Source organism: Lientehia hominis, from assembly GCF_021044755.1.
Lineage (GTDB): Bacteria > Bacillota > Clostridia > Lachnospirales > Lachnospiraceae > Lientehia > Lientehia hominis.
The window spans coordinates 456,700-469,397 of record NZ_JAJNOR010000001.1 but is presented as its reverse complement, the minus strand read 5'-3'; the positions used below and the strand labels follow the sequence as shown (position 1 = coordinate 469,397).

Sequence of the window (12,698 nt, the reverse complement as noted above, 5' to 3'; positions counted from 1 at the left end):
ATAAAGGAATTTTACGAAGAAAGGACTGCATCTATGGAAAATCGGAAAAAACGGGCGGCCCTCCACAACCTGGGCTGCAAGGTCAATGCATACGAGACAGAGGCCATGAAACAGCTTCTGGAAGAGCATGGCTATGAGATCGTATCCTTTGAGGAGGAAGCGGATGTCTGCCTGATCAATACTTGCAGCGTGACCAATATGGCGGACCGGAAATCCAGGCAGATGCTTCACCGGGCGAGGAAAAAAAATCCTGACGCCGTCATCGTGGCGGCGGGCTGCTACGTGCAGACGGCGGGAGAAGAGATCATCCGTTCCGGAGATGCGGATCTGGTCATTGGGAACAACCAGAAGGCGCGCCTGCCCGAGCTTCTGGAGCCCTTTTTTGAGAAAGAAGGAGACAAGGAAAGAACGGAGAAAAGCCGTCCTGCGGATGCTTTTGTGATTGATATCACCCATACCTCAGAATATGAAGAGATGGCGCTTAAAAAGACGGCGGAGCACACCAGGGCATTCATAAAAATACAGGATGGCTGCAGCCAATTCTGCAGTTATTGTATTATTCCCTACACAAGGGGAAGAATCAGAAGCAGAAGGCCGGCGGATGTTCTTTCAGAAGTACGCCGGCTGTCAGAAGCCGGTTATCGGGAGGTGGTGCTGACCGGTATTCATCTTTCTTCTTATGGAAAGGATCTGGAAGAAGAGATCCCTCTGCTGGAGATTATCCGTATGGTCCATCAGATTCCTGGGATTCAGAGAATAAGACTGGGTTCTTTGGAGCCGAGGATCATAACCGAGGAATTTGTAAAGGAATTGTCTTGGATGGAAAAGGTCTGCCCGCATTTTCATCTCTCCCTTCAGAGTGGATGTGATGCCACGCTCAGACGTATGAACCGCCATTACACTACGGAAGAGTATTATGACAAATGTAAGCTGCTGAGGAAATATTATGAGCATCCTGCCATCACTACGGATGTCATCGTAGGATTTCCCCAGGAGACGGAAGAAGAGTTCAGGGACACGCTGCTGTTTCTGCGCAGGGCCCGGTTCTATGAAATGCATATTTTCAAATATTCCAAAAGGCAGGGAACGAAGGCAGCATCTATGACGGGACAGGTGCCGGAGGAGACGAAGACACTCAGGAGCCATCTGGCTCTCAAACTGGAGGCGAAGCTGTCAGAGGAGTTCCGTTACTATTACATGGGGAAAACAGAGGAGATTCTTCTGGAAGAGCCTCACGTTTTTGGGAAAGACGTCTATATAACGGGATTTACCAGAGAATATGTGAAAGCGGCGGTGAAGCTTACGAAAGAAAATAAAGATGAAATGCTTTCGGGAAGGCTTATAAAGGCAAAGATTACAGGCATCCTGGGAGACGGACTTTTGTCGGCTGAATGGACGCCCTGACCGGCAGATGCAGGCCGGATTTTAGGCGCGGAAGAAAAAACAGCTTGATAGGCCGGGTGATTTGTATTAGAATAGATGGTACAAGCATGTAAGGACGTGAAAAAATGGGAGATATACACAGAACACAATATTTCAATACATCGCAGGAAAATCAAATGGAGGCCGGTGAGATTCTGGCAAAGGTTTATCTGGCTCTGACAGAGAAGGGTTACAACCCGATCAATCAGATCGTCGGGTATATCATGTCGGGTGACCCCACATATATTACCAGCTATAATAATGCCAGGAGCCTCATCACAAAGCTTGACAGAGATGAGATACTGGAGGAGTTGGTACAGGTCTACATTGAGAGCAAGCTGAAAGGCTGAGTACCGTATGATGCGTATAATGGGACTGGATTTCGGTTCCAAGACAGTTGGAGTGGCTGTCAGCGATTCTCTTGGAATCACGGCTCAGGGCGTGGAAATAGTTAGAAGGCCGGATGAGGATAAGCTGAGGCGTACTTTGGCGCGTCTGGAAGAACTGATCGTAGAATATCAGGTGGAAAAAATCGTTGTGGGCTACCCGAAACACATGAACGGAGATGTCGGTGATCGGGCGGAGAAGTCAGAGGCCTTTGCGGAGAAGCTTAGGACCAGGACGGGCCTTCCGGTGGAGCTTTGGGATGAACGGCTTACCACGGTGGCGGCGGACCGGGTCATGATGGAAGCGGGGATTCGCAGGGAGCATAGAAAAGACTACGTGGATAAAATAGCGGCGGCGTTGATTTTACAGGGATATTTGGATTCCCTGTGATTTTGTTGTGGAAAGATTGGTGAGAATATGGAAGAGATGGTAGTTCTGACTTCAGAGGATGGAGAAAAGCTGCCTTGTTACGTGCTGGAAGAAACCAGAGTAGCAGGCTGCGATTACGTGCTTGTGACAGATTCCGAAGAAGGCGACGGTGAATGCTATATTCTGAAAGATGTCTCGAAACCAGAGGAAACGGAAGCTTTGTATGAGATCGTGGAAGATGATAAGGAACAGCAGTATCTGGCTAAGATCTTCAATGAGCTTCTGGAAGATGTGGATATCGAGTAAATGAAAAGCGTTGTTCCGGCGGAAGGCCGGAAAAATAATTAAAATTCTGAACGGAAAGTTAGAGAGGTGTATTTTGAAACAAACAGGAAATTCCAAATTGAAAGTCATCCCGCTTGGCGGATTAGAGCAGATAGGGATGAACATGACTGTCTTTGAATACGAAGACAGTATTATTGTTGTGGACTGCGGGCTGTCCTTCCCCAGTGACGATATGCTGGGTATCGACCTCGTTATCCCGGATGTCACATATCTGAGAGACAATATCCAGAAAGTGAAGGGATTTGTTATTACCCATGGACATGAGGATCATATCGGCGCTCTGCCCTATGTCCTTCAGGACATAAACGTACCGGTCTATGCCACAAAGCTGACCATGGGTATTATTGAGCATAAGCTAAAAGAACGGGGCATGACCAAGTCCACAAAGAGAAAAGTCATGAAATACGGCCAGTCAGTGAACCTGGGATGCTTCCGGGTGGAGTTCATCCGTACCAATCACAGCATCGCAGACGCGGCGGCTTTTGCCATATTCACACCGGTCGGCACGATCGTGCATACCGGAGACTTTAAGATTGACTATACGCCGGTATTCGGGGATCCAGTGGACCTGCCCCGCTTTGCAGAGCTGGGGAAGAAGGGGGTACTGGCCCTGATGGCTGACAGCACCAATGCCATCCGGGAAGGGTTTACCATGTCGGAGCGGGCTGTAGGCCGGACCTTTGACCGGTTATTTGAGGAAAATAAGGACAGGAGAATATTGGTAGCCACTTTTGCGTCCAATGTGGACCGGGTGCAGCAGATCATCAATTCCTCCTATAAATATGGACGGAAGGTAGTGGTGGAGGGCCGGAGCATGGTCAATATCATCGGCATCGCCAACGAGCTGGGATATATCAAAATCCCGGATTCGACCCTGGTGGATATTTCTCAGATGAACAATTATCCGCCGGAGAAAACGGTGCTCATTACGACCGGAAGCCAGGGAGAGTCCATGGCGGCTCTTTCCAGAATGGCCGCGGATATTCATAAAAAAGTATCCATTAATGCCAACGATGCGATTATATTCAGCTCCACACCGATTCCCGGCAATGAAAAGGCTGTGGCTCAGGTCATCAATGAGCTGTCAGCTAAGGGAGCGAAGGTGATTTTCCAGGATACCCATGTATCGGGCCATGCCTGCAGAGAAGACCTGAAGCTGATCTACTCTCTGGTGAAACCGAAATTTGCGCTGCCCGTTCACGGCGAGTACCGGCATCTGATGGCGCAGGCCGACATCGCGCAGGAGATGGGAGTGCCGGAAGAAAACATTTTCATCATGCGTTCCGGCAATGTAATGGAGCTCACCCAAGACAGCGCGCAGGTGACCGGAAATGTTACGGCAGGCCCTGTGCTGGTGGATGGCCTCGGAGTAGGAGATGTGGGAAACATTGTGCTGCGTGACCGTCAAAACCTGGCTCAGAACGGCATCATCATCGTGGTGCTGACTCTGGACCGCCACAACAGTGAGCTGCTGGCGGGACCGGATATCGTTTCCAGAGGGTTTGTCTATGTCAGAGAGTCGGAGAACCTGATGGAAGAAGCGCACACGGTCGTAGAAGACGCAGTCCAGAAATGTCTGGACAGGAAGGTCAGCGACTGGGGGAAGATCAAGGCGGTCATCCGGGACAGTCTCAGTGACTATATCTGGAAGAAGATGAAGAGGAATCCTATGATTCTGCCCATTATCATGGAGATCTGAGAAGACCAGGAACACGGCGGACAGGAGGGATGGACATGAAGCTGCGTATCTTCGGCATTATATTTAAGATCGCCCTGGCGGCAGCGGTGATATCCCTTGTCCTGTTGATATCCGTAAAAGCATATGGCTTTGGAAAAGCCGTGTTTGATGAAAAGCCGGGAACTGCGGAGAATCCGGTTTCCGTCACCGTTGAGGTGAAGGAAGGTGACGGTATCCGTCAGGTAGCGGCTTTGCTCAGGCAGGAGGGACTTGTTGAAAGTACACTTGTTTTCACGGTTCAGAAATATTTTTACGGAAGCGTCATACTGCCCGGTACGTACCGTCTGAATTCCAATATGACGGGAAAGAACATCTTGGATGTTCTTTCCGGCGTGGCCGTGGATACAGAGGAAGATTCATGATCATAGATGAAAGAACGATCACATATATCAATTCTTTAGAACGGGGAGACAGCGAGATCTGCAATGCGATCGCAAAGGAGGCGGCTGCCTCTCTTGTTCCTATTATCCGGAAAGAGACGGCGAGCCTGTTAAAGACACTTGTGGCTATCCGGCGCCCGGAGAAGATATTGGAGGTAGGGACAGCCACCGGCTATTCCGCTCTTTTGATGAGCGAACACATGCCGGAGGGCTGTACGATCACGACGATCGAGAAATACGATAAGCGGATTCCTGTTGCCAGAGAGAACTTTCGGCGGGCCGGAAAGGAAGAGGTCATCACTCTTCTTACCGGAGATGCGGCGGAGGTCCTCAGGACGCTGGAGCCGCCTTTTGATTTTATTTTTATGGATGCGGCAAAGGGACAGTACATTCATTTCCTTGACGAGGTCCTGCGGTTGCTGCCGGTGGGAGGAATCCTGGTTTCAGATAATGTGCTCCAGGACGGAGACGTCATTGAATCGCGTTATGCTGTCACCAGGAGGAACCGTACCATTCACGCGAGGATGAGGGAATATCTTTATGCACTGAAGCATATGGACTGCCTGGAGACTGCAGTCATACCCATTGGAGACGGAGTCACTGTCAGCACGAAGCTTTTGTAATAAAAGGAGGGCGGAAGCCTTGAAAAAACCAGAATTACTGATACCGGCCAGCAGTCTGGAGGTCCTTAGGACGGCTGTGATATTTGGAGCGGACGCCGTGTATATCGGCGGAGAGGCATTCGGTCTCCGCGCAAAGGCAAAAAATTTTTCCCTGGAAGAGATGGCGGAAGGTATTTCATTTGCCCATGAACGGGGAGTCAGGGTATATGTCACGGCGAATATACTCGCCCACAACGAGGATCTTATGGAGGTGCGGAAGTACTTCAGGGAATTGAAAAAAATAGGGCCGGACGCGCTGATCATATCCGATCCCGGAGTATATGCCATTGCGATGGAGGAAGTGCCGGAAATAGAACGGCATATCAGCACCCAGGCCAATAATACCAACTATGGAACATACCGGTTCTGGTATGGACAGGGGGCTAAGAGGGTGGTATCTGCCCGGGAGCTTTCCCTGGAGGAGATACGGGAGATTCGGAAGAATATTCCGGAAGATTTGGAGATTGAGACATTCATTCATGGGGCTATGTGCATTTCCTATTCCGGCCGGTGCCTGCTCAGTAACTTTTTTACGGGAAGGGACGCTAACCGGGGGGCCTGTACCCACCCCTGCCGCTGGAATTATTCGGTCGTGGAGGAGAGCCGCCCCGGAGAATATTTCCCCGTTTATGAAAATGAGCGAGGAAGCTTTATTTTCAACTCGAAGGATCTTTGCATGATAGAACATATGCCCGACATCCTGACAGCTGGGATTGACAGCCTGAAGGTGGAAGGAAGGATGAAGACGGCTCTCTATGTGGCCGCCGTGGCCAGAACATACCGGAAAGCCATAGACGATTATTTCCTGTCAGAGGAGACGTATCAAAACCATATGGAGTGGTATAGGGAGGAGATACGCAAATGCACTACCAGGCCGTTTACCACCGGCTTTTTTTATGGAAAGCCGGAAAAGGAAGCGCAGATTTATGACAGCAGTACATATGACCAGGAATCAATTTATCTGGGAATCGTCGGAGAGGACGCGGGAGAAGGAAGATTTTTCATGGAACAGAAAAACAAGTTTTCTTTGGGTGAGATCATTGAGATCATGAAGCCTTCCGGAGAAAATTTAGAGGTACAGGTGGAGGGGATCTTTGATGAGGACGGCGGTCCTCAGGAGAGCGCGCCCCATGCGAGGCAGAAGCTTATGGTAAAACTTTCCCATATTCCGGAGAAATATGATATACTGAGGAAAAGAGCGGTTTTGCATAAGAGTGTTTTGAGAGGGTAAAGCTATGAACATACTTCTTGGGGTGGTCGCACTCATGTCTGTCATTTATTATTGCATGATCGTGAGCTATGCCGGCATTCAGGCTTCTTTTTCGGGATTCTGGCTGATATTGGGGATTCTGGCAGGAGTCCTGGCGGTTCTGCTCAGCATGAAGAAAATCCATATGACATTCCGCCATTTTCCGCTATGGGTAAAGGTTCCGCTTCGTACGACCATTGTACTGGGAATCCTGTGCTTTGCGGCGGTGGAAGGATTTATCATGCTCCATATGTTTTCCTCTCCGGAGGAACCGGTGGATTACCTGATCGTGCTGGGAGCGCAGGTACGCGGGGACACGGTCACAAAATCTTTGAAATATCGGCTGGATACGGCTGCCGATTATCTGGGGGAGCATCCTGATACCAGGGTGATCGTCACCGGCGGGAAGGGACCGGGAGAAAATATTTCCGAGGCAGCGGCCATGCGGAATTATCTGATGGACAGAGGAATCGATAAAAAACGGATCGTGCTTGAACGGTATGCCACTAACACGGTGCAGAATCTGCTGTACAGCAAATCGCTGCTGGTCAGCAGCAAGGTTTCTGTGGGGGTGGTGACCAACAGCTTCCATGTGTTCCGTTCCGTGAGCATTGCAAGAAAGCTGGGTATGGAGAATGTGACAGGCATCGCCGCCGAGTCAGACAAGCTGCTTCTGCCCAATTATATGGTACGGGAATTTTTCGCAGTAGTAAAAGATAAGTTCTTGGGGAATATTTAAATGGAAGGGGGAGGCAGTTTGGCTGCCTGCCCCTGTTTCGGAAAGGAGTATCAATCGGATGAAAAAAAGCGGTTTTGATGCTTACGAAAAGATAAAAGAGAAGGATATAGAAGAACTGAATTCCAAAGCGGAGGTGCTCCGCCATAAAAAGAGCGGCGCCAGGATTTTTCTGCTGTCCAATGAGGACGAGAATAAGGTATTTGCAGTCGGCTTCCGGACGCCGGTTTCCGACAGTACCGGAGTGCCCCACATTATGGAGCATTCGGTGCTCTGCGGTTCGGAAAAATTTCCGGTAAAGGATCCGTTTGTGGAGCTGGTGAAGGGATCTCTGAATACCTTTCTCAATGCCATGACCTATTCGGACAAGACGGTGTATCCGGTGGCCAGCTGCAACGACAAGGATTTTCAGAACCTGATGGACGTCTATCTGGATGCGGTATTCCATCCTAATATCTATCACAACGAGATGATATTCAAGCAGGAAGGCTGGCATTATGAGCTTGAGAATGAAGAAGGTCCCCTCGCTCTGAACGGGGTAGTATATAACGAGATGAAGGGAGTGTTCTCCTCGCCTGAAAGCGTACTGGACCGGTATATCCGCAAGGTCCTGTTTCCGGATACCACCTACCGGTTTGAGTCCGGCGGGGATCCGGAGGAGATTCCGGAGCTCACCTATGAGCAGTTCCTGGAGTTCCACCGCACGTATTATCATCCTTCCAACAGCTATATTTATCTCTATGGAAACATGGACATGGAAGAGAAGCTGCGGTTCCTGGATGAAGAATATCTTAGCCACTATGAAGCGCGGGCAGTGGATTCGGAGATCACTATGCAGAAGGAATTCACACCGGAGAGCGAATACGAAATCTTTTATCCTGTCACGGAAGAAGAAAGTGAGGAAGGGAAGACGTACCTGTCGGTGAACACGGTGGTGGGAACGGATCTGGACGCCAGACTTTACGTGGCTTTCCAGATTCTGGAGTATGCTCTTTTATCCGCTCCAGGGGCGCCGCTCAAGCAGGCCCTGATAGATGCCGGTGTTGGTACGGATATCTATGGAGGATATGATAGCGGCGTTTTGCAGCCGGTATTTTCCGTCATAGCGAAGAATACGGAGAAGAATAAAAAGGAACAGTTTCTCTCTGTGATCAGGAAAACACTGGAGACGCTCGCAGAGGAGGGAATCGATGAAAAATCCCTGGAGGCCGGCATCAACTACTATGAATTCAAATACCGGGAAGCCGATTTCGGTCCTTATCCAAAGGGCCTTATGTACGGCCTGCAGTGCTTTGACAGCTGGCTTTACGATGAGAATGACCCGTTCATGCATCTGGAGTTTGGGGAGAGCTTCGATTATCTGAAAGAACACCGGAAGGATGGATATTTTGAAGCGCTGATCACGGATTATCTGCTGAATAACCTTCATCAGGCCGTCATTATCCTGTCCCCGAAAAAAGGACTGGATAAAGAACGGGAAGAAAAGCAGATGGATGTCCTGGCAAAGAAGCTGGATTCCATGAAGGCGGAAGAAAGAAGAGAGCTGGTCCGCCAGACGGAGGAGTTAAAGGAATATCAGCAGGAGCCTTCTTCCAGGGAAGCCTTGGAAACGATCCCCATGCTCTCCAGAGAGGATATCGGAAAAGAGGCGGCCCTTCTGGCCTATCAGGAAAAAGAGGAGGCGGGAGTCCCTGTACTTCATACGGAGCTGTTCACCAGCGGCATCGGCTATCTGAGGCTTGCCTTTGACGCGGGGATGACAGCTCCGGAGGACTGGCCGTATCTAGGCTTTCTGAAGGCAGTGCTGGGAATGGTGAATACAGAGCGGCATTCTTATCTGGAGCTGTTCAATGAAATCAATATCGAGACTGGCGGTATCAATACCAGCCTTGGCAGCTATCCGGTCCTTAAGGACCCTGGAAGCTTCCGGTTATCCTTTGACTTTACGGCGAAAGCCTTTTATGACAAGATAGGGAAAGCCTTTGGGTTCATAGATGAGATTCTGCATACTTCCATCGTGGAGGATGAAAAGCGCATATATGAACTGGCTGCAAGGATGCGTTCCAGGATGAAAGAGCGGATTTTGGCGGGAGGCCATTCCACGGCAGTCCTCCGGGCCGGGTCTTATCATTCTGCTGTAGCGGCTTTTGGGGAGGCCACATCCGGGATTGATTATTATCGGTTCTTAGAACGGCTGGAGAATGGATTTGAAAAAGAAAAAGAAACACTGTTCCGGAAGCTCAGGGAGCTGATGGAACGGATTTTCCGAAAGGAAAACCTGTTTATCAGCTTTACTGCAGACGGGACCGGATATGAGAACTTTAAAATGGAACTGCCGGACTTTTTAAATGGGCTTTCAGGCGGAAACGATGATAAGGGATTTCCTCTCCGCACGGTGAGTTCGGAGGTGATCTCTCTGGAACAGAAGAATGAAGGCTTCAAAGCATCTTCCCAGGTTCAGTATGTGGCAAGGTGCGGGAATTTCAGAGACGCGGGCTATTCTTATACCGGCGCTCTGAGGATTCTCCAGGTGATTCTGAGTTATGATTATCTGTGGACCCAGGTCCGGGTAAAGGGCGGGGCGTACGGCGTGATGAGCGGCTTCGGCCGTTCTGGAGACGGCTATTTCGTATCCTACCGGGATCCTAATCTGGGAAAAACGAGCCGGGTGTTTGAAGGAGTTCCGGAATATCTGCGGAATTTCCAGGCAGATGAGCGGGATATGACCAAATATATAATCGGAACCATCAGCAGTATGGATACTCCGATGAACCCTTCGGCGAGGGGAGGACGGGATATGATGATGTATCTTTCCGGAATCACCCAGGAGATGCTGCAGAAAGAAAGAGACCAGGTCATCGGCGCCGGAGAGGAGGATATCCGGGCGCTCGCCGGGATTACGCAGGCTGTCCTGGATACTGGTGACATCTGCGCTTTGGGAAATGACGGAAAGATAGAGGCAGAAAAGCAGCTGTTTAAAGAGACAAAGCGTTTATTCTGACAGAATAAACGGCAGAATATGAGGATGAAATATGGAACGACAGAAAAAATCGGGATTCGTGGCATTGATAGGACGCCCGAATGTGGGGAAATCCACTCTTATGAATCATTTGATCGGACAGAAGATCGCCATTACTTCCGATAAACCCCAAACGACCAGGAACCGGATCCAGACTGTTTATACGGACGACAGGGGACAGATCGTATTTTTGGACACACCCGGCATTCACAAGGCGAAAAACAAGCTGGGAGAATATATGGTGGGCGCAGCAGAGCGGACGCTTAAAGAGGTAGACGTGATCCTGTGGCTGGTGGAGCCTTCCTCTTATATCGGCGCCGGGGAGCAGTATATCCTGGACATTTTGAAACAAGTAAAAATACCGGTGGTGCTGGCCATCAATAAGATCGATACGGTAGAAAAGGAAAAGGTGCTGGCTTATATTGACACATACCGGAAGGTCTATCCTTTTTCTGAGATCATACCGGTGTCGGCCCTGAAAGGCGCCAACCTGGATACAGTGCTGGAGGTACTAATGAAGTATCTGCCCAGCGGTCCCTTATACTACGATGAGGAGACAGTGACCGACCAGCCCATGAGACAGATAGCGGCGGAGATCATCAGAGAGAAGGCGCTCCGCTGTTTAAAGGATGAGATACCCCATGGCATAGCCGTCACTATTGAATCAATGAAGGAACGGCAGAACGGTTTGTATGATATCGAGGCAGAAATTATCTGTGAACGGGATTCCCATAAGGGAATCATCATCGGCAAGGGCGGAGTGATGCTGAAAAAAATAGGCAGCAGCGCCCGGTATGATATAGAAAAGATGATGGACGCCAGAGTAAACCTGAAGCTTTGGGTGAAGGTACGCAAGGAATGGCGGGACAATGACCTGTATCTCAAAAACTATGGATATTATAAGGATATGTAGCAGTATTCCCGTATGGTCTTGAGAAAGGAGGCGGCGGTATGGAGCGGACGTTTTCAGATTTTGGTTCGGATAACCTGCTTCAGGTGACCGGGCTGGTGCTGTCTGCTGCTCCAATCGGGGAATATGATAAGCGGGTGGTGATCCTGACCAGAGAACGGGGGAAGCTCCATGCGTTTGCGAAAGGGGCCAGGAAACAGAACAGCCCTCTGATCTCCGGCACCAGGCCGTTTTGCTTCGGGAGCTTCAGCCTGTATGAAGGGCGCAGCTCTTATACGCTTAAGCAGCTGGAGATCACCAACTATTTTGAAGAAGTTACTTCAGAAGTGGATTATGTATATCTGGGATATTATTTTCTGGAATTTGCGGATTATTATTCCAGGGAAAACGGAGACGAGTTTTCGACTCTCAAGCTTTTATATCAGGCGCTGCGGGCCTTGTCCAGGGAAAGCCTGGACAACAGGCTGGTGCGCCTTGTTTATGAACTGCGGATGATGACCATGAACGGGGATTTTGACGGAGAGTGTTTTAAGGGGCTTGGCGATGCCGGCCGGTACACGGTGGATTTTATCATCAATACTCCGGTGGAGAAGCTTTTTACCTTTGCTGTCTCCGACCAGGTCTTTGCCGAGCTCACAAAGTCGGTGGCGGAGAATAAAATCCGGTTTTTGGACCGGGAGTTTAAATCCGAACAAGTTTTAAACAGTATAAATATCATACTTTCGTAATAAATTCTTATTGTTTCTTACAGGAAAAGATATTGAAAATATCCTCGAAACAAGGTACAATGATAAAAGTTTGTTATGAGGAGGAAAATCATGAAAAAAAAATTTGCGTGCTTTTTGACAGCGATGCTTGCCGTGGCAGCAGTTATTTCCGGATGCGGAAAGAAAATAAAGTTTGAACCGGAATCCAGCAGTATCTATGTGAAAAAGGACGGGACCGTCGTCAGTGCGGATATGGAGACGTTCTCCGGAAGCAATTACAGTGAGGAAGAGCTTAAGACATATGTAGAGGATGCGGTGAAGGCTTATAATAAAGAGCACGGCGCAGAGGCCTCTGCCTATGCGGATGAAAAAGATAAGGATGCTTCCCTTCCGGTATCGGTGGAGTCTCTGGAAGTGAAGGATGAAATAGCGTCTCTTTTTCTGAATTATGCCAGCTGCGCGGATTATCTGGAATTCACCGGTACCGCCGGCATGGAAGGCGGAATCGGCCAGATGGAGAAATCAACGGTGACGGAGATGACTCTGGAGGGCGAGTTCCAGAATGCCAAGGGAGAAACAGCTTCCCTGGATGGTGTGACGAAAAACGGCAAATATCATGTGGTAAAAATAGAGGGGCCCGTCACCATGCAGGTCGAAGGCAAAGTGCAGTTCGCGAGCTCCGGCGTCACCATTGACGGAGATCATACGGTCACTACACCGGGGACAGGGGTCAGCTTTATTGTATTTAAATAGTTTTTTTGATATGATATGAAC

Annotated in this window: 13 protein-coding genes; all 13 read left to right on the top strand. The window is 49.5% G+C overall.

Going from position 1 to position 12,698, the window contains the following annotated elements:
• Positions 1 to 33: 33 nt before the first annotated feature.
• The 13 genes from mtaB (at position 34) to LQE92_RS02065 (ending at position 12,677) form a co-directional block, all read left to right on the top strand.
• Positions 34 to 1,404 carry a tRNA (N(6)-L-threonylcarbamoyladenosine(37)-C(2))-methylthiotransferase MtaB gene (gene mtaB, locus LQE92_RS02125; RefSeq protein ID WP_231061357.1) on the top strand — a complete coding sequence of 457 codons (1,371 nt, stop codon included), beginning with the start codon at positions 34 to 36 and terminating at the stop codon, positions 1,402 to 1,404.
• Positions 1,405 to 1,508: 104 nt separating this feature from the next.
• Positions 1,509 to 1,772: an IreB family regulatory phosphoprotein gene (locus tag LQE92_RS02120; protein WP_147595504.1), complete on the top strand. Its 264-nt coding sequence runs from the start codon at positions 1,509 to 1,511 to the stop codon at positions 1,770 to 1,772.
• Between the two features lie 10 nt (positions 1,773 to 1,782).
• Positions 1,783 to 2,199 (top strand): Holliday junction resolvase RuvX, encoded by a 417-nt coding sequence (gene ruvX, locus LQE92_RS02115; protein WP_231061861.1) that lies wholly within the window; start codon positions 1,783 to 1,785, stop codon positions 2,197 to 2,199.
• A gap of 27 nt (positions 2,200 to 2,226) precedes the next feature.
• The gene (locus tag LQE92_RS02110) at positions 2,227 to 2,484 is read left to right on the top strand and encodes a DUF1292 domain-containing protein (protein WP_231061356.1); all 258 of its coding nucleotides are present in this window, start codon (positions 2,227 to 2,229) and stop codon (positions 2,482 to 2,484) included.
• Between the two features lie 70 nt (positions 2,485 to 2,554).
• The gene (locus LQE92_RS02105; protein WP_147595506.1) at positions 2,555 to 4,222 is read left to right on the top strand and encodes a ribonuclease J; all 1,668 of its coding nucleotides are present in this window, start codon (positions 2,555 to 2,557) and stop codon (positions 4,220 to 4,222) included.
• 35 nt (positions 4,223 to 4,257) lie between these two features.
• Positions 4,258 to 4,623: an endolytic transglycosylase MltG gene (locus tag LQE92_RS02100; protein WP_231061355.1), complete on the top strand. Its 366-nt coding sequence runs from the start codon at positions 4,258 to 4,260 to the stop codon at positions 4,621 to 4,623.
• Complete coding sequence (locus LQE92_RS02095) at positions 4,620 to 5,264, top strand: O-methyltransferase (RefSeq protein ID WP_231061354.1); 645 nt, start codon at positions 4,620 to 4,622, stop codon at positions 5,262 to 5,264. The genes LQE92_RS02100 and LQE92_RS02095 overlap by 4 nt, the downstream gene beginning before the upstream one ends.
• A 19-nt stretch (positions 5,265 to 5,283) precedes the next feature.
• The gene (locus tag LQE92_RS02090; RefSeq protein ID WP_231061353.1) at positions 5,284 to 6,534 is read left to right on the top strand and encodes a peptidase U32 family protein; all 1,251 of its coding nucleotides are present in this window, start codon (positions 5,284 to 5,286) and stop codon (positions 6,532 to 6,534) included.
• 4 nt (positions 6,535 to 6,538) lie between these two features.
• On the top strand, positions 6,539 to 7,291 hold the full coding sequence (locus LQE92_RS02085; RefSeq protein WP_231061352.1) for a YdcF family protein: 753 nt from the start codon (positions 6,539 to 6,541) through the stop codon (positions 7,289 to 7,291).
• Between the two features lie 58 nt (positions 7,292 to 7,349).
• Complete coding sequence (locus LQE92_RS02080; protein WP_231061351.1) at positions 7,350 to 10,289, top strand: insulinase family protein; 2,940 nt, start codon at positions 7,350 to 7,352, stop codon at positions 10,287 to 10,289.
• Positions 10,290 to 10,320: 31 nt separating this feature from the next.
• Positions 10,321 to 11,220, top strand: a complete 900-nt coding sequence (gene era, locus LQE92_RS02075; RefSeq protein WP_231061350.1) for a GTPase Era — start codon at positions 10,321 to 10,323, stop codon at positions 11,218 to 11,220.
• Between the two features lie 38 nt (positions 11,221 to 11,258).
• Positions 11,259 to 11,945 carry a DNA repair protein RecO gene (gene recO, locus LQE92_RS02070; RefSeq protein ID WP_231061349.1) on the top strand — a complete coding sequence of 229 codons (687 nt, stop codon included), beginning with the start codon at positions 11,259 to 11,261 and terminating at the stop codon, positions 11,943 to 11,945.
• 90 nt (positions 11,946 to 12,035) lie between these two features.
• Positions 12,036 to 12,677, top strand: a complete 642-nt coding sequence (locus tag LQE92_RS02065) for a hypothetical protein (protein WP_231061348.1) — start codon at positions 12,036 to 12,038, stop codon at positions 12,675 to 12,677.
• Positions 12,678 to 12,698: the final 21 nt, after the last annotated feature.

Excerpts from the sequence above, each read along its gene's own strand:
- LQE92_RS02110 (WP_231061356.1), top strand. The coding sequence starts at position 2,227 with ATGGAAGAGATGGTAGTTCTGACTTCAGAGGATGGAGAAAAGCTGCCT.
- recO (WP_231061349.1), top strand. The coding sequence starts at position 11,259 with ATGGAGCGGACGTTTTCAGATTTTGGTTCGGATAACCTGCTTCAGGTG.
- LQE92_RS02080 (WP_231061351.1), top strand. The coding sequence starts at position 7,350 with ATGAAAAAAAGCGGTTTTGATGCTTACGAAAAGATAAAAGAGAAGGAT.
- LQE92_RS02085 (WP_231061352.1), top strand. The coding sequence starts at position 6,539 with ATGAACATACTTCTTGGGGTGGTCGCACTCATGTCTGTCATTTATTAT.
- era (WP_231061350.1), top strand. The coding sequence starts at position 10,321 with ATGGAACGACAGAAAAAATCGGGATTCGTGGCATTGATAGGACGCCCG.
- mtaB (WP_231061357.1), top strand. The coding sequence starts at position 34 with ATGGAAAATCGGAAAAAACGGGCGGCCCTCCACAACCTGGGCTGCAAG.
- LQE92_RS02095 (WP_231061354.1), top strand. The coding sequence starts at position 4,620 with ATGATCATAGATGAAAGAACGATCACATATATCAATTCTTTAGAACGG.
- LQE92_RS02100 (WP_231061355.1), top strand. The coding sequence starts at position 4,258 with ATGAAGCTGCGTATCTTCGGCATTATATTTAAGATCGCCCTGGCGGCA.
- ruvX (WP_231061861.1), top strand. The coding sequence starts at position 1,783 with ATGCGTATAATGGGACTGGATTTCGGTTCCAAGACAGTTGGAGTGGCT.
- LQE92_RS02065 (WP_231061348.1), top strand. The coding sequence starts at position 12,036 with ATGAAAAAAAAATTTGCGTGCTTTTTGACAGCGATGCTTGCCGTGGCA.
- LQE92_RS02120 (WP_147595504.1), top strand. The coding sequence starts at position 1,509 with ATGGGAGATATACACAGAACACAATATTTCAATACATCGCAGGAAAAT.